At 71.6% G+C, this 16517-nt stretch carries 11 protein-coding genes; 3 read left to right on the forward strand and 8 right to left on the reverse strand.

The window, feature by feature from the left end:
* Position 1: 1 nt before the first annotated feature.
* Positions 2-841: a sugar phosphate isomerase/epimerase family protein gene (locus ACFVAJ_RS06860; RefSeq protein WP_376942399.1), complete on the reverse strand. Its 840-nt coding sequence runs from the start codon at positions 839-841 to the stop codon at positions 2-4.
* A complete protein-coding gene (locus ACFVAJ_RS06865; RefSeq protein WP_376942401.1) occupies positions 838-1689 on the reverse strand; it encodes a phytanoyl-CoA dioxygenase family protein in 852 nt (283 codons plus the stop codon). The genes ACFVAJ_RS06860 and ACFVAJ_RS06865 overlap by 4 nt, the downstream gene beginning before the upstream one ends.
* Before the next feature lie 66 nt (positions 1690-1755).
* Here ACFVAJ_RS06865 and ACFVAJ_RS06870 point away from each other — a divergent pair, with 66 nt between their 5' ends.
* The gene (locus ACFVAJ_RS06870; protein WP_376942403.1) at positions 1756-2565 is read left to right on the forward strand and encodes a helix-turn-helix domain-containing protein; all 810 of its coding nucleotides are present in this window, start codon (positions 1756-1758) and stop codon (positions 2563-2565) included.
* Between the two features lie 108 nt (positions 2566-2673).
* On the opposite strand, the gene ACFVAJ_RS06875 is transcribed toward ACFVAJ_RS06870, so the two are convergent.
* From ACFVAJ_RS06875 to ACFVAJ_RS06895, 5 genes are all read right to left on the reverse strand, one after another.
* Complete coding sequence (locus tag ACFVAJ_RS06875) at positions 2674-7038, reverse strand: endo-alpha-N-acetylgalactosaminidase family protein (protein ID WP_376942405.1); 4365 nt, start codon at positions 7036-7038, stop codon at positions 2674-2676.
* 61 nt (positions 7039-7099) lie between these two features.
* Positions 7100-9034 carry a glycoside hydrolase family 35 protein gene (locus ACFVAJ_RS06880; RefSeq protein WP_376942410.1) on the reverse strand — a complete coding sequence of 645 codons (1935 nt, stop codon included), beginning with the start codon at positions 9032-9034 and terminating at the stop codon, positions 7100-7102.
* Positions 9031-9945, reverse strand: coding sequence for a carbohydrate ABC transporter permease (locus tag ACFVAJ_RS06885; RefSeq protein ID WP_376942412.1), 915 nt, complete (start codon positions 9943-9945; stop codon positions 9031-9033). Before ACFVAJ_RS06885 ends, ACFVAJ_RS06880 begins: the two co-directional genes overlap by 4 nt.
* Entirely contained in the window at positions 9942-10922 is a 981-nt protein-coding gene (locus tag ACFVAJ_RS06890) for a carbohydrate ABC transporter permease (protein ID WP_376942414.1), read from the reverse strand. The genes ACFVAJ_RS06885 and ACFVAJ_RS06890 overlap by 4 nt, the downstream gene beginning before the upstream one ends.
* A gap of 121 nt (positions 10923-11043) precedes the next feature.
* Positions 11044-12330, reverse strand: a complete 1287-nt coding sequence (locus ACFVAJ_RS06895; protein WP_376942416.1) for an ABC transporter substrate-binding protein — start codon at positions 12328-12330, stop codon at positions 11044-11046.
* Positions 12331-12536: 206 nt separating this feature from the next.
* Here ACFVAJ_RS06895 and ACFVAJ_RS06900 point away from each other — a divergent pair, with 206 nt between their 5' ends.
* Positions 12537-13574 carry a LacI family DNA-binding transcriptional regulator gene (locus tag ACFVAJ_RS06900; protein ID WP_376942418.1) on the forward strand — a complete coding sequence of 346 codons (1038 nt, stop codon included), beginning with the start codon at positions 12537-12539 and terminating at the stop codon, positions 13572-13574.
* A 64-nt stretch (positions 13575-13638) separates the two neighbouring features.
* Positions 13639-14310 carry a GNAT family N-acetyltransferase gene (locus ACFVAJ_RS06905; RefSeq protein ID WP_376942420.1) on the forward strand — a complete coding sequence of 224 codons (672 nt, stop codon included), beginning with the start codon at positions 13639-13641 and terminating at the stop codon, positions 14308-14310.
* Positions 14311-14374: 64 nt separating this feature from the next.
* Here the strand turns inward: ACFVAJ_RS06905 and ACFVAJ_RS06910 are convergent, their stop codons facing one another.
* A complete protein-coding gene (locus tag ACFVAJ_RS06910; RefSeq protein WP_376942422.1) occupies positions 14375-16303 on the reverse strand; it encodes a thioredoxin domain-containing protein in 1929 nt (642 codons plus the stop codon).
* Positions 16304-16517 lie beyond the last annotated feature (214 nt).

Raw genomic sequence — 16517 nt, forward strand, 5'->3', positions numbered from 1 at the left:
CTCAGTACCGGCGACGGACCTCCCCCATGATCCAGCGGTTCGACCGCGCCGGATCGACGACCGGCCCTCCATCGCGCCGGGCCGGCGCGTACGGCACCGGGCCGAACTCCGCGAGCAGGCTGGCGCGCCGCCCCTCGCTCCTGATGCGATCGACGATCCTCCCCCACCAGGCGAAGTGGCGTTCGACGATCGCCGTGTCAGTCGCAACGGGCGAGGCCACCTGCGGCCCCTGCGGGTGTCCGATGCGCGCGTGGACGTGATCGGCGCGCTCGATCGCGAGGTCGACGGCGGCCGGCTGATCGTCGAGCATCGACTCGGCGACGACGATCCAGTGCGAGATGTCGAACGTGACGCGCAGCTCGGGGTGCTCGGCCAGGAGGTCGAGCGAGTGGTGCGCCGAATGCAGCATCCGGCCACGGTGCAGTTCGACGAGGATGCTGCGCCCGAAGCGACGCCGCCAGCCGACGACCCGCTCGGCGAGCTCGTGATGCACGGCGACGTCCCAATGGTCGCGCCCGAGGTGGAGCGTGACGTGTTCGGCCGGGAGCCCCGACCGGTCGATCTCCTCGATCTGCTGCTCGATCTCGTCGGCGTGCGCCCCCGGGTCCTCGGCGGCGCTCGTGACGAGCAGCGCGAGCGAGGCGCCCGTCGTGGCCACCGCGTCCGCGAGGTCGCCCTGCGCCCGGCGACAGGCGGGCCACCACAGCTCGACGCCGTCGTATCCCGCCGCCACGGCCGCGGCCGGGAGCTCGAGCGGGCCGAGTCCGCTGCCCCAGTCCGGCATGAGCACGAGCGGTGGGGCGGGGGTCGCCGCCCGCTCGGAGGGCCCCGGCCGGCTCACAACCCGTCGTCCAGGTGCCAGTGTTGCTGCCATCGCCAGTCGATCGGTTCCGACTTCCGCTGGTACCGGATGTCGGTCGACAGGCGCATGCGCCCTTCGGTGTCGACGTTGTCCAGGCCGGCGTGGACGATGTGGGCCGAGTGCACCATCACGTCGCCGGCGGCGTAGTCGGCGACGAGCCAGCGCGCGTCGTGCTCGTCGGCGAGGCCGGGCAGGTCGGCCGTGATCGAGGCGGCCGGGTGGCGGAGCTCACCCGCCGCCTCCTGCGCCATGACCCGCCGATGGCTGCCCTCGAGGTAGGCGAGTCCGCCGCGCTCGAGCGGGATGTCGCCGAGCGGGATCCACATCGAGAGCACTCGGTCGCTGCCCTCTCGCAGGTACACGAGGTCGTAGTGCGCCTGCGTGGCGGTGCCGATGCCGCGCTCCCCCGGCTTCGTGTGCCGGATGATCTTGCGCCGGTGCAGGTGCACGTCGTCGCCGAGCAGCCAGGCGAACCACTCGGCGATCCGCGGCGACCGGCAGAGCGCCTCGTACTGGGCCCCGGGAACGATCTCGTCGAACAGGATCCGCCGATAGGAGCCTCGATCGACGTCGTGGGGCGCGGCGATGCCGTCGACCGGGTCCGACCCCTCGGCGATGAGGCCCGCTTCGGCGAGCGCCTCGAAGTAGTAGCGGCGGAATTCGAGCACGTCCTCGGGCGCGAGATGCCCGGTGAGGTAGAGGTAGCCGTCACGGCGCAGCCGGGTCCACAGCGCCTCGCGGTCGCCGCGCTCGTCCATCGGCACGGGCTCGAGCTCGCCAAGACGCGATGGAGTTTCTTCGAGCACGTAACCGTTCGACGTCAGCATGGATCCATCATCAACTCGGGCGAGTGCAGGCGGAATAGACTCCTGACAGCACAGAATTGGACTTTCATGGCCGATTGGGCGATCTACTCGCAATCGCATCCGCTCTTGGTCGAGCACGGCTTCGCCTGCCTCGGCGCGGGTCGGCACGAGGGTCAGTCTCCCGGGTTCGGCGGACGGCGCAGACTCGGCGACTACGCAATCGTGTTCGTCACGAGCGGCTCGGGCGTCTACCGCGATCCGTTCGTCGGCACGATCGAGGTCGAGGCGCCGGCGACGATCCAGGTGTTCCCGCAGCGCCCGCACGACTACGCCTCGCCGCGGGGCTGGACCGAGCACTGGGTGCTCTACTCCGGGGCGACGGCCGCTGCGTTCGAGGGCATGGGCGTGCTCGACCGGCGCCGGCCCGTGCAGCAGGGCGCGCGGCTGCCCGACGATCTGCTCGATCGCTTCGGGTCGTTGCGCGATGCGCTCGGACGCCCGGGCTGGCGGGCCGCCGTCGACGCCTCGATGCTCGCGCAGGGGCTCCTCGCCGACTCGGTCGCCGGACGCGCCGCGTCGACCGCGAGCGAGGCGACGGTCGCGGCCGTGCAGGCCGACGCCGCCCTGCACCTCGACGTCGCGGCCCGTGCCGCGCTCGCGGGCGTCAGCGTGAGCACGCTCCGCGATCACGTACGGGAGGTCACCGGCGGTACGCCCAACGAGCTCGTCATCGGCACGCGGATCGACCGCGCCTGCGGCCTGCTGGCGTCCACCACGCTGTCGGTGCAGGCCGTGGCCGCAAGCGTCGGCTATGACGACGCCGCGTACTTCTCGCGCCTGTTCACGCAGCGCGTGGGCGTGGGCCCCGCGCAGTTCCGCAAGCGGCACCGCCGGTAGCTCGCCCACGCCGACCCCACCGGCGAGACGCACGAACGCCCCCGCGGTGAGGATCGCGGGGGCGTTCGCACGTCGCGTGCCGGGCCGCGCACGGCCCAGCACGGACGATCACTCGGTGCCGAAGAACTCCAGCTCGGCGATCGAGGCCCACGGCTGCCCGTTGTGGGAGCTCGTGCCGACGACCTTGATGAAGGCCGCCGTGGTCGGTGCGTCGAACATCACGGGCTGGGGTGCGGTGCCCGTGCCGAGCTCACCGGCCGCGACCGGCGAGCCCCAATCGGTGCCGTCGGCGCTCACGTACACCTCGTAGCCCTTGATGCGACCGTTGGGCTCGGAGCCCGGGCGCTGCTGGATCGAGATGCCGCGAAGCTCCTGCGAGCCGCCGAGGTCGATCGACACGTGGTGCGGGTAGGCCGGTGAGTCGTTCAGCCACTCACTGTGCCAGCAGCTGGCCGAGTCGCCGTCGATCACGTTCGACGCGTGGCCGTCCTCGCCCTCGATCTCCTGCGAGTCGAAGTCGACGACCGCCATCGCGTCCTTCGGCAGCGGCGTCGGAGCGGCCGCCCGGGTGCCCCACACGTTGAGCTCGTTCGCTCCGGCGAACGCCGCCCCGTTGATCGCGTTGAGGCCGACGAGCTTGACGAAGCGCGCATCGGTCGCGTCGAACGACAGGTGCTGCACCTCGGCGGTGCTCGCGAACTCGCCGGTCTTCACCGGGGTGCCCCAGTTCGTGCCGTCGGCGCTGAGGTAGAGCTCGTACTTCTTGATCGAGCCGTTGCCCCGCCGCACCTGGTAGTCGAACCCGTCGACGGCGTAGCTGTCGCCGAGGTCGAGCGCGATCCAGTGCGGGTAGGGGGTGTCGGGGTTCACCTGCGACCACGCCGAGTGCCACATCGTGGCGGCATTGCCGTCGATCGCGGCGCGGGCGCTGCCGTCTCCGGTTCCGGGCTCGGCGTCGCTCACTCCGGCGATCGCGAGTCGCGACTGCGGGATCAGCCCCGGCGGCAGGGTCGGCACCGAGGCGGATGCCTCGACGCTGCGCGTTCCGCCGGCGACGGTGTAACCGGTCGCTGCCGAGATCTCGTAGCTGCCCTGCTCGATGTCGGCCGGGGCCGACACCCGCCACGTGGTCTTCACGGTGGCTCCGGGCGCGACCGAGGCGAACTCGGCTGCGCCGACCGGCGCGACCTTCCACCCCTCGGGTGCGGCGAGCGTGGTCTCGACGTCCGTCGCGGCCTCGGCCTCGTGGTTCGTGAAGCTCGTGGTGAAGGTGTTCGCCTCGCCCGGGACGAGTCCGCTCACCGGCGCCGCGAGGGTGAGGCGGGCGCAGGCGCCCGTGGTCTCGCTCTCACCGAGGTCGACGATGCGGAGGTTGTCGAGGATGAGGTCCGACCCGGTGCCGCCGACGGCATTGCGCCGGAGTCCGACGAACGGGTCGCCGCACGCCGGTGCGTCGAACTCGTGCACGAACTCGGTCGTCTCGTGGACGGCCCCGAACTCGGTCGAGGTGAGGTCGACGGCCTTCGAGGCGCCGCCGGCGATCTGGTCGACGCCGGTCACGAACGAGTAGGCCCCCGCGACGCCGCTCTGGTAGTCGAACGACACCCGGTAGCGGTGTCCGGCCTGGAAGGGCGCGGTGTACTCGGACGTGCGGTACACGAGTCCGCGGTTCTCCTCGTGCGCCATCAGCGAGTAGTCGCCGCCGAGCACCATGTCGAAGGCGCGGCCGTTCCAGCCCTGCTGGGTGAAGGGCTCGTTGCGCTTCGCGATGTGCGTGCGCGGGTCGGTCGAGCCGCCCGCGTCGCCCTTGAAGAACGGGCCCCAGCCCTGGTCGACCTGCTCGAAGTCCTCGTCGACGAGCACGCCATCACCCGAGGCGGGGTCGTCGGTCGCGACGACGCGCACGTTGTCGATGCGCACGGGGGCGTCGCCCTCGCCTGCCGCGATCATGAGCGTCGGCCGCGTCTCCTCGGTCACCGTGACGTAGGTCCGCAGGCGCTGCAGGTTCGTGTCGCGCCACTCGTCGGCCGCCATCAGGTTGACGGCGCCCGAGCTGTCGACGCTCGTGGAGGCATCCTCGCCGGCGTCACCGCGCACCTCGACCGAGAGGGTCGTCGCACGCGTCTGCCCGGCGGCGATCCCGAGGTCTGCCGAGACGGCGTAGGTGCCGGGCTCGAGCTCGCCGAGCCGCTGGCTGATCGAGGACTCGCCGGCGCCGAGCACGGCGGCGCGGCGTCCGCGGTCGTCGCGTTCGATGCTCGCAGAGCCGACCGGGTTCCAGGATTCGAGGCCCTGGGCGTTGAAGCCCGGGTCCTCGACCTGCGTGCCCTGGCCGAACGAGGCCTTCTTCGGCAGCGTCGAGGCGGCGGTCGCCTTCGTGCCGGCGACGAGCACGTACGGCTGCCCCGCCTCGGCGTCGATGGTGACGGCAGCGTCGACGACGGGGAGGTCGGCGACCTTCGTACGCCCGGCGTCGCCGAGCGCGAAGAGCTGCAGCGACGAGGCATCCGCGAACTCGTCGGTGAGCTGCCAGGTGGTCTGCCCGCCCGCCGGGTTGACGTGGTAGAGCTTGTCGGCGTCCTTGCCCGGCTTCGACGACCACGGCAGCAGGTAGGTGCCGCCGCGCAGCACCTCGGCCCCGTCGACCGTGATCGAACGGTCAGCGGCACTGGTGCCGGTCACGCTCACGCCGTCTTCGAGGTCGATGCGCTCGGGGCCCCACCGCGTGATCTCGTGGTGCTGCAGGAACTTGGCCGGCACGTTCGCCGTCCACACGTTCTCGAGGAACGCGTCGAAGTCGTTCTGCCCGGTCCAGCCCTCGAACTCGACGATGTGGCTCGTGCCGAGCAGGGGGTGCGGGTTCCAGACGTCGGCCTCGGTGTTGTTCACGAAGCGGAGGATCTGCGAGTTGACGCCCTTGTTCGACGAACCGCCGTAGTTCTCGTCGTTCGCCCAGTGCGACCACGTGTTGTTCTCGGCGAGCTTGTCGGCCCACTCCGAGCCGACGCGGAAGCCGTGCTTCACGAGCGAGTCCTGCAGCGACTGCGCGAGCCAGCCGTGCTCGTAGTAGACGTCGATGTAGGCGAAGTCGAGGTTGTCGTCGGTCGCGTCGGCGAGTTCGCCGATGCGCTGGTCGAGCTCGCCCGAGGCGCGGTCGTAGCGCTGGTCGATGTAGTACGACTGGTCGAGCCAGTTCCAGCCCTTGGCGTTCTCGTTCGCGATCTCGTCGCTGAAGGAGTTCGCCTCGGGGTAGATCTCGGTGGCGTTCATGTGCACGCCGAAGCTGGCGTTCCACTTCTTGCCGGCCTTGACCGCGGCGTTCAGTTCGGCGAGGCCGCCGGCGCGCTCGTTGAAGTTGTCGCCGTAGTCGGTGTTCGCCGAGTCGTGGCCCTCGCTCGTGTAGCCCTTGAGCATGGCGACCTGGCCGAGCCCGTCGGTGTTCAGCGCGATGCGCTTCACGTCGTCGAGCGTGCGCAGGAACGGGTGCGTCGCCTGCGAGGCGAAGTTGAAGGGGATGTGGGTGATGACGTTCTCGGGCGTCTGATCGCCCTTGTACGGGGCGATGCGGATGTCGCGCATCGCGATCGCGCCGTCCTGCCAGTCGACGACGTCGTCGTCGTTGGCGTCCGGGGTGATCGCGACCTTGACCCAGGGCAGCTCCTCCGTGCCGTCCTGCCCCTGCGCGCGGTAGAGCCACGGGCCGCTCGCGATGCCGACCTCGACGCCGGCGTCTGCGGCGACGGCCTGGCGCCAGAAGTTGCCCGAGTCCTTCGAGCTCGCGCCCGACGAGGTGTCGTAGAGCGCGTTCGTCGCGAAGGCCGCGGCGAGCTCGCCCGTGTTGGCGATGATCGTATTCGATCCCTTCGGCGCCGCGTCGACCGGCGTCGCCGCGGTGACGGGCAGGAACACGTCGCCCGAGGCGCCGCGGTCGACCGAGAGGTTCGCCGCCGCGATCGCGGCCCCGGTCTCGGCCGAGGAGACGGTGACGAGCCGGTGGTCGGGGATCTGCAGGGTCGTCACGACCCCGTCGGGGTCGACGATCTTCGTGACCTCGATCGTGACGACGTTGCGCTTGACCGAGAGCCGCGCCTCGATCGAGACGCCCGCGAGCGCCGTGGGGGTGAGCACGTAGTCCACCGCGCTGCGGCCGTCCGCCTGCGAGACGACCTCGACGGGCTGGGCCGTGCCGTTGATCGTGACGGCGGCGATCGTGACGTCGTTGCCGTGCATCACAGCCCCGGAGTCGCGGTCGGTGTACGCGATCACCTGGGGGAAGCCGGCGTCGGCGGTGACGGCGAGGTCGCTCGTCCGCAGGCCGAACGAGGCACCCGGCGCGGGGGCGGTGAACCCGTCGGCCGTGGCGGTCTCCGCCGCGACGGCGGGCGTCGCCATGAGCGGGACGAGCATTCCGCTCGCGACCGCGCACGCGATTCCGAGGCGCCAGAGGCGGCCCGGTGGGCGTGATGAAGGCATCTTCGTCTCCATTCCCGCGTCGAGTCGACGCGTCCATATCGACCCGCGCCGACGGCGCAGTTCAGTCGAAGGTCTCGATGTACTCCTGTTCGGGTCCGAGCTCGGCCTGTTCGCGCAGCTCGACGGCGTCGCCGAGTCGCTCGAGCTCGAGCACGGTGATGGTGTTCTCGCCCGCGCGCAGCAACGGCGCGGGCACGTAGTACGTCAGCTGCGGCCCGATCTCCCAGTAGCGGCCGAGCAGGAACCCGTTCACCCAGACGAAGCCCTTGCCCGAGCCGGGGAACGCGAGGAACGCATCGGCCGGCTCCTCGACGTGCAGCGACGCCGTCGCGAGCCCGCCCCCATCGTGTTTCTCAGGAGATTCCGGCGCCTGACTGCGGTTTCGTCCGGATTCCTCCTGAGAAACGAGAGAAAGCGGGCCGGCGTCCTGAGAGACAGACGCGGAAGCGGCGCGGGGACGAGGGTCGAGGAGGGCCTGCAGCACCGCCTCGTCCCATTCGTCGAGCGGCAGCGCCCTGGTCGACCAACGCTGCACGAGCCGGCGGTCGAGCTGCACCCCGCCGAGGATGCCCTTGCCCTCGCCGAGCAGCGGGCCGTAGTTGATGCGCCCCTGGTTCTCGACGAGGAGCTCGAGCGCGACGGCGCGCCCCTCCCCCGCGATCCGCACGCCGGCCTCCGCCTCCTCGGCGTCGAGCACGGCGACGCGCACGCCGTCGACGAACACCACGGCGCGGTCGCGGAGTCCGCGCACGGTGAGCAGCGCTCCCCCGCGCGGCACGACCGGCTCGGCCCGGTAGAGCGCGAGCCCCGCGTCGAGGCCGAGCTCCTCGAAGCTCGGGGGCATCGCGGTGCGCACCTCGCGGCCCGCGCGGCGAACCGTCTCGAGGAGTCCCGCGGCCCGGCGCAGCGGCAGGGTCGCGGCCGGCAGCACGGCGGGGGTCGGGGATGCCTCGGGCGGCTCCTGCCCCGTGACATCCACCAGCACCTCGCGGATCAGCTGGAACTTCTCGGTGACCGCGCCGTTCTCGGCGACGGGGGCGTGCGAGTCGTAGCTCGTCTGCGTCGGCTGCAGCCGCGCGCCGTCGTGGTTCGCGCCCGACCAGAGGCCGAAGTTCGTGCCGCCGTGGGCCATGTAGAGGCTCAGCGAGCCGCCCTCGGCGAGGATGTCGGCGACGACGCCGGCGGCGCCGGTAGGGGTGCGCACGTGGTGCGGGTCGCCCCAGTGGTCGAACCAGCCGTTCCAGAGCTCGGCGCAGACGAACGGTTCGCCGTCGCGGCGCTCGCGCAGCATCGACGCCGCCTGCGCCGCGCGCGACCCGAAGGTCGCGGTCGCCAGCACGCCGGGCACGCTGCCGCCGTCCTGCATGAGCTCGGTCGGGCCGTCGGCCGTGTAGATCAGCTCGGTGATGCCGCCCGCGACGAGGCGGTCGCGCAGCCACGCGAGGTAGTCGGCGTCGTCGCCGTAGCTGCCGTACTCGTTCTCGAGCTGCACCGCGACGATCGGTCCGCCGTGCGCCGCCTGCAGCGGCGCGAGGCGCGGCAGCAGTTCGGCGAACCAGGCGTCGACCGCGTCGAGGTAGGCCGGATGACTCGACCGCAGCCGCATGCCCGGAACACCCGAGAGCCAGGCGGGGAACCCGCCGTTGTCCCACTCGGCGCAGATGTACGGGCCGGGGCGCACGATGACGTCGAGCCCGAGCTCCCCGGCGAGCGCGACGAACCGCTCGAGGTCGCGCCAGCCGCTCCAGTCGATCGCGCCGCGACGACGCTCGTGGAAGTTCCACGCGACGTAGGTGTCGACGGTGTTGAGGCCGAGCGCGACGAGCCGTTCGAGGCGGTCGCGCCACTGCTCGGGGTGCACGCGGAAGTAGTGCACCGACCCCGAGAGGATGCGGTGCGGCCGGCCGTCGCGGAGGAACCCGCCGTCGGCGATCGTGAGCGCGCTCGTCTCGGTCCCCGCGGCCGTCACAGCGGCGAGGTCCGTCGACAGGCTCACTTGACCGCCCCCGCCGTGAGGCCGGCGCGCCAGAAGCGCTGGAGGCCGAGGAACGCGATGATCAGCGGCACCACCGAGAGCAGCGCGGCGACCACGACGGTGCCGGCGGGCACCTGCCCGTTGCTGCCCGCCCAGCCGACGAGGCCGACCGTGACCGGCTGCAGGGCGCTGTCGTTCAGCACCATGAGCGGCAGCAGGAAGTTGTTCCAGACCTCGACGAACTGGAAGAGGAAGATCGTGACGAGCGCGGGCGACATGATGCGCACGCCGATCGAGAAGAAGATGCGGAACTCCCCCGCACCGTCGATCCGGCCGGCCTCGATGAGCTCGTCGGGCACCGACTGTGCGGCGAAGACCCGGGCGAGGTAGACGCCGAACGGGCTCACGATGCTCGGCAGCAGCACCGCGAGCGGGTTGTTCAGCAGGCCGACCTGGTTGAAGAGGAGGAAGAGGGGCAGGGTGAACATCACCTTCGGGATGAGCACGGCGGCGAGGATGACGCCGAAGACGACCCCGCGGCCGCGGAACTCGTACTTCGTGAGGGCGTACCCGGCCAGCGCCGAGAGCAGCGTGCCGATGACGGCCGAGACCCCCGCGTAGAAGACGCTGTTGAGCATCCACCGGCCGAAGATGCCGTCGGACTCGGCGAACACGAGCGCAATGTTCTCGAACAGCCCGAACCCGTCGAACCAGAGGCCCGGCTCCGAGAACTGGTGCCCGGCGGGCTTCGTCGAGGCGACGACGAGCCACCAGATGGGCATGATGAAGTAGAAGGCCGAGAGGCCGAGGAGGGCGAACACGCCCAGGCGGCTCGCGAGGTTCGCCTCGCGGTTCGAGCGGCGGGGGCGCGAGGCATCCGGCCGGTCGGTGCGGGGAAGGCGCGTGGCCGACTCCAGGGTCGGTGCGGTCATCGTTCGCCTCGATTCGTGAGCTTGAAGAAGGTGAACGAGAGCACGCCCACGAGCAGCGCCAGCACGACCGACTGCGCGGCCGCGTACGGGTAGTTCTGCGCGGTGACCTGCGCCTGCGCCGCCATGAGCGGGGTGAAGGTGTTGCTGATCGCGCCGCCCGAGATGGTCTGCAGCACCTTGGGCTCGTTGTAGAGCTGGGCCGATCCGATGATCGAGAAGACGGCGGTGAGCACGAGCGCCGGGCGGACCATCGGGATCTTGATGCTCCACGCGATCCGCGCGGGGCCGGCACCGTCGAGGCGGGCCGCCTCGATCGTCTCGGCGGGGATCGTCTGCAGCGAGGAGTAGATGATGAGCATGTTGTAGCCCGTCCACCCCCAGGTCACGATGTTCGCGACGGCCCACAGCACGATCTCGGGTGCGAAGAAGGGGATGCCGGTGCCGACGACCCGCTCGAGCAGCGTGTTGATCGGGCTGGTCACGGGCGAGTAGAGGAACGACCACATGACCGCCGCGATGACCCCGGGCACAGCGTACGGGAGGAAGGCGGCGAGGCGGAAGAAGCCCTTGCCGCGTGCCGAGCGCGAGTCGAGCAGGAGCGCGAGCAGCAGCGCGAGGCCGAGCATCACGGGCACCTGCACGAGGCCGAAGAGCGCCACCCGGCCGAGCGAGGCGAGGAACTCGGTGTCGCCGAGGAGGCGGGCGTAGTTCGCGAACGGCGTGAAGTCGAGCGTGGGCGCCTCGAGGCCGAGGCCCGAGCGCTGGAGGGTGAAGAGGCTCTGCACGAACGCGAAGACGATCGGCACGAGGTACATCGCGATGAACAGCACGCCGAACGGCAGCAGGAACAGCAGCGGGGTGCGCCAGCGTCCGCCGGATCGGCGGCGCTCGGCGCCGCCGGGTGCCGGGGCACCGGCGCGGTCGGCGCGGCGCCCGCGGTCGGCGGTGGTGACCGCCCGTGTCGAAGTGGTGTCCATGTCGTCCTGCTTGGTGCGATGGTGGCTCGGCCGGTGCGAGGGCCGGTTGGGTCGAGGCCGCGGATGCCTCGGGGCCGGGTCGGGGCGACGGGATGCGCCGCCCCGACCCGACCGTCGGGTGCTACTCCGCGACGGAGAGGCCCTGGGCCTCGAGCGCGTCGACGGTCTGCTGCTGCGTGCTCGTCAGCGCGTCGGCGAAGGTGCCCTTGCCCGACCAGGCCTTGCCGAGCCCGTCATCGAGGAAGCCGACGGTCTCGGGCATGTTCGGGCCCCAGGTCCAGCCGGTGGTCACGTTCGGCGAGGCCTCGGCGAAGACGTCGAAGATGACCTGGTCGCCGAAGTAGGGGTCGGGCTCGCCGAGCGCCGGCAGGTCGAGCAGCTCGGTGGCTGCCGGGTAGAGCGCCGCCGCCTCGATGAGGCCGGTGTAGATGTCGGGGTCGGTGCTCATCGCGTGCGCGAAGGCCCACGCGGCCTCGGGGTTGTCGCAGCCCTTCAGCACGGCCGTGGCCGAACCGCCGACGTTGCCGACCTTGTCGTCGCCGGCCTCCCACTGCGGCATGGGCGCGACGGCCCACTTGCCCTCGCCGTCGGGCGCGCTGCCCTTGAGGACGCCCGCGATCCAGACCGCGCCGACGTGCGTCGCGATCGAGCCGTCGCCGAGGCCGGTGTACCAGGACTGGTCCCACATGGGCGCCTGGCTGATGAGCCCGGCGTCGGTGAGGCCCTGCCAGTAGTCGGCGACCTTCTGACCCTCGGCCGAGTCGATCGAGACCTTCCAGCTGTCGCCGTCGACCGAGAACCACGGGGCCTCGGCCTGCCAGTCGAAGCCGGCGTAGTCGTAGTTGAGGTAGCTCGCCGAGAGCGACTTGCCCGCAGCCTTCAGCTTCTCACCGGCGGCCTGGTACTCGGCCCAGGTGGTCGGCACGGCGATGCCGAGCTCGTCGAAGACCGCCTTGTTGTAGAACAGCGCCATCGGGCCCTGGTCGACGGGGGCGCCGTAGACGCCGTCGCCGATCGAGACGGCCGACCAGGTGGCGGGCGTGAACTCGTCCTCGTTCGCGTTCGCGAACTCGGAGACGTCCTCGAGGGCGCCCTGTGCGGCGAAGCTCGTGAGGGTCTCGTAGCCGACCTGAGCGAGGCAGGGGGCGTTGCCCGCGGTGACCGCGTTCAGCATCTTGTCGTAGCCGCCCTTCGCGCCGGGGGCGACCTCCTCGTAGGTGACGACCACGTCGTCCTGCGAGGCGTTGAACGCCTCGACGGCGTCGGCGTAGCCCGGGGCCCAGCCCCAGAACGTGACCTCGGCCGGGCCGGATGCCGCGGGCTCGGCTGCTCCGGAGCATCCCGCGAGCGCCAGGCCGAGGCCCAACGCGCCGGTGATGCCTACCGTGCGCATGACTGTCTTCTTCACTGCTGCCTCTCCTTTGAATGAGCTCGGAATGCGTCGTGCAAACGAATCAGGCCGTCGCGGTCTCGGGTGCGGGCTCCGCGGGGCGTGTTCCGATGGTGCCACATGTTGTTACCGATAACAAGCCCGGTTTCAATGGAAACGACTCCTGCGAATTCGGGACGAATGGCGATAGCATGTTTCCGCTACCACTGTAGGAGGATCTCGAGATGTCCAACACACGGCGGCTCGACGCGAGCGGCCGCACGCGATCGCCGAGCATGGCCGACGTCGCGCACCACGCCGGCGTCTCCGCCCAGACGGTCTCGCGCGTGCTCAGCGGACACCCCAACGTGCAGCCCGCCACGAGGGACCGCGTCCTGCGCTCCGTCGACGAGCTCGGCTACCGCATGAACAGCGCCGCCCGGGCACTGTCGTCGGGGCGCACCCGCACGATCGGCGTCGTCGTCCTGCCGACCGTCGACTACTCGGGTGCGGCGGTCACGCACGGAGTCGAGTCCGCCGCCCGCCGCGCCGGCTACGCCGTGAACATCTCGACCGCGAGTTCGCTCGACCCCGCCGCGATCGCTGCGGCGATGACCCGGCTCGACGAGCAGTCGGTCGAGGGCATCGTGCTCGTCGTGCCGGTGCCGACCGCCACCGACGCCGTCGAGTCCATCGCCCGACGCATCCCCACCGTCACGATCGACGGCTCGCGCACGATGTCGAGCGAGGTCGTCGCGATCGACCAGTTCGAGGTCGGCCGCCTCGCGACCCGTCACCTGCTCGAACTCGGGCACCCGACGGTGTGGCACATCGCCGGCCCCGACGAGTGGCTCGACTCGACCGGCCGCGCCGCCGGCTGGCACGCCGCGCTCGAGGAGGCCGGCCGCGAGGTGCCGCCGCTGCTGCACGGCGACTGGTCGCCCGAGTCGGGGTACCAGGCGGGGCTCCTGCTCGGCCGCATCCCCGAGGCGTCCGCCGTGTTCGTCGCGAGCGACGAGATGGCCTTCGGTGCGATCCGTGCGCTGCACGAGCTCGGCCGGCGCGTGCCCGAAGACGTCTCGGTGGTGGGCGTCGACGACATCGCCCTCGCGGCGTACTGCAGCCCGGCCCTCACGACCGTCGCGCAGCCGTTCGGCGTGATCGCGGCGCTCGCGGTCGAGCACCTCCTGCGTCGCATCGACGACCCGAGTTCCCCGCCCACGTCGACCGACGTCGACGCCTCGCTCGTGATCCGCGCGAGCACTGCGCCGTTCGCCGGCTGACCCCCGCGCGGTCCGCTCGAGATCCGGCGCGCGGCGCCGCAGTCGCAGCCGCTAGCGTCGGAGCATGACCGATGACCACGCCGCCGACGGCGCCGCAGGAGCGCCCGCGATGGCGCTCCCCTTCGACGCCGACTCGCTCGCCGCCCCGCTCGAGACCGAGCGGATGACGCTCCGACCCATCGAGCCCGGCGACAGCGACGACGTCTGGGAGTACCAGCGCCTGCCAGAGGTGCTGCGCTACATCCCGTGGCCGGTGCGCAGTCGCGAGGAGGCGCACGTGCACACGCTGAAGCGCGCGGGCATGCGCCGGCTCGCCGAGGACGGCGATGCGGTCCACTTCGCCATGGCACTTCGCGGAGAACGGTCGATGGCCCGCGTCGAGGATTCCGGCCACCGCGATCGCGTCGTCGGCGACGTCATGGTCCGCGTCTCGAGCGCCGCCGACGCCCAGCTCGAGCTGGGCTGGGTGCTGCATCCGGCCTTCCAGGGGCGCGGGCTCGCGGCGGAAGCCGTGGGCGAGGTGGTGCGATTCACGTTCGAGACGCTGCACCCGCATCGGCTGAACGCCCACGTCGACGTGCGCAACACGGCCTCCGCCGCCCTGTGCCGACGGCTCGGCATGCGCCTCGAGGCGACCCTCATCGAGGATGTCTGGGACGACGGCTGGCAGAACAGCCAGATCTACGGACTGCTCCGTCGCGAGTGGGAGGCGCGCGCCGACTCGGCGGCCTCCTGAAGTTCTCCACAGGGTTGTCCACACCTGTTCGAACTCGCATTCGAATGTAACCGCTCAGGGTGGATCACGGCGCGAGCGCGTCGAGTGCCGCCGCGTCCGCGACGGGAAGCGCGCAGACGAACTCGCGGCAGCGATACGCCGCCGCCTGCCCGTCGAGCAGTCGTCGACCTGCGAGGAGTTCGAACCCGGCGTCGGCGAAGGCCGCCGCCTCCGCCTCGGTGACGAGCAGGGTCATGGATGCCTCGGCCGCCCGAGCCGCACGGACGAGGCCATCGTCGCCGCGCGGACGACCCGTCCCATCCCGCTCGGGCACCACGACCACCAGTTGCACGACGGGCGCGGCGAACCGGGTCATGAGCTCGAGCGCGGCTCCGAAGGCGATCGGGCGCTCGAGCGCGGCGCCCGCGAGCCGCCGCATCGCCTCCTCGGCCGCCTCCCGGTAACGGTCACCAGCGCCGAGGAGCCAGAGCTTCCAGGCCGCCGTCGCGCACGCGGTGATCCCGGAGGGCGCCGCGCCCTCGGCCGGATCCGTCGGCAGCGCGAGCCCCCGCTCGGCGAGCACCGGGTCGGCGCCGCCGGGCACCGCGAACACCGCCGGCTCGGTAGCCGGATCGGCGGCGCCGGCCGCGGCCTGTTCGACCGCGGCCCGTTCGACCGCGGCGTCGAGCGAGGCGTCGATGAGGGCGCGCGCGATGACCGCGTCCTCGACCGCGCCGGTCGCGACCGCGAGGTCGAGCAGCCCGTCGGCCAGCATCCCGACGTCTTCGAGCGCGGCACGGGCCGACGACACGACCCCATCCCGCGACGCCCGGCGCACCGTACCGTCGGGAGCGAGATGCTCGGCGAGCACGAACTCGGCCGCGCGCCGGGCGGCGAGGAGCGCGTCAGGGGCGTCGAGCGCCCCCCACGCCCGAGCGAGGGCGCCGACCGCCAGGCCGTTCCAGCCGGTGAGCACCTTCTCGTCGAGCGGCGGCGGCTCGAGCGTGCGTCGCCGCTCGGGGTCGGCGGTGGCATAGCCGCCTTCGGTACGCACGCCGTCGACCATGCTCTCGGAATCCTGCGCCGAGGCGAATCCACCCTCGGGCAGCTGCAGGGTCTCCACCAGGTAGCCGGCGATTCCGCGCCCGACCGCCACGACCTCGTCGTCATCACCCTCCCCCCGCGCCAGCTCGGCGGCGACGTCGAGCAGCAGCGCGTTGTCGGTCAGCATCCGCTCGTAGTGCGGGTCGCTCCAGTCGCTGCGCGTGGCGTAGCGGAAGAAGCCACCGTCGACGCCATCGCGCAGCGGTGAGGCCGCCATGGCGAGGAGCGTACGGCGGGCCAGGGCCCGGCCCTCACCCTCGCGCTGCGCCAGGAAGCCGAGCACCGGAGCGATCGGGAACTTCGGAGCCCGGCCGAACCCGCCGTGCACCCGATCCTCGTCGGCTGCGAGGGCGGCCACCGCGGCCGCGAGTTCCGCATCGCCCGGCAACGGCCCCGCCGTCTGGGCGAGCGAGGCCTCGGCCAGCGCGGCCGCCACCGCCGACGCCGTCTCCTCGAGCTGCCCGCGGCGCTCGCGCCACGCCTCCCCGACCGCGGCGATCACCTGCCGGAACGACGGCATCCCGCGCTGCGGGAGCGGCGGAAAGTAGGTGCCGGCGTAGAACGCGCGCCCGTCGGGCGTCGCGAAGACCGTGAGCGGCCATCCGAGTTCCCGCGTGAAGGCGGAGGCCGCGGCGAGGTAGCTCGAGTCGACATCGGGATGCTCCTCGCGATCGACCTTGATCGCGACGAAGTGCGCGTTGAGCTCGTGCGCCGTCAGCGCATCGCTGAAGCTCTCGCGAGCCATCACATGACACCAGTGGCACGTCGCGTAGCCGATCGAGATCAGCACCGGCACGTCCCGTCGGCGAGCCTCGGCGAAGGCCGCGTCTCCCCAGGGGAACCAGTCGACCGGGTTCCCCGAGTGAGCCCGGAGGTAGGGGCTCACGGCGTCGGCGAGACGAGCACCCATGCCTTCAGGGTACGTGCTCGCGCAGCTGCCTGCCTGGTTGTGTGTGTTGGGGCCGTTAATGGTGAAGAGCCGCTGCAGCTGTCCGGGGTCGGGTGCTGTGCGGCTCGTGTGGTGGTGTTTGGTGGTTCGTGTTAAAGGCGAAGAGCCGCCCACGTGGTGGGCGGCTCTTCGTAATGTTTGTCCGGCGGTGTCCTACTCTCCCACAGGGTCCCCC

The sequence above is a fragment of the Agromyces sp. NPDC057679 genome, assembly GCF_042799635.1.
Classification (GTDB): domain Bacteria; phylum Actinomycetota; class Actinomycetes; order Actinomycetales; family Microbacteriaceae; genus Agromyces.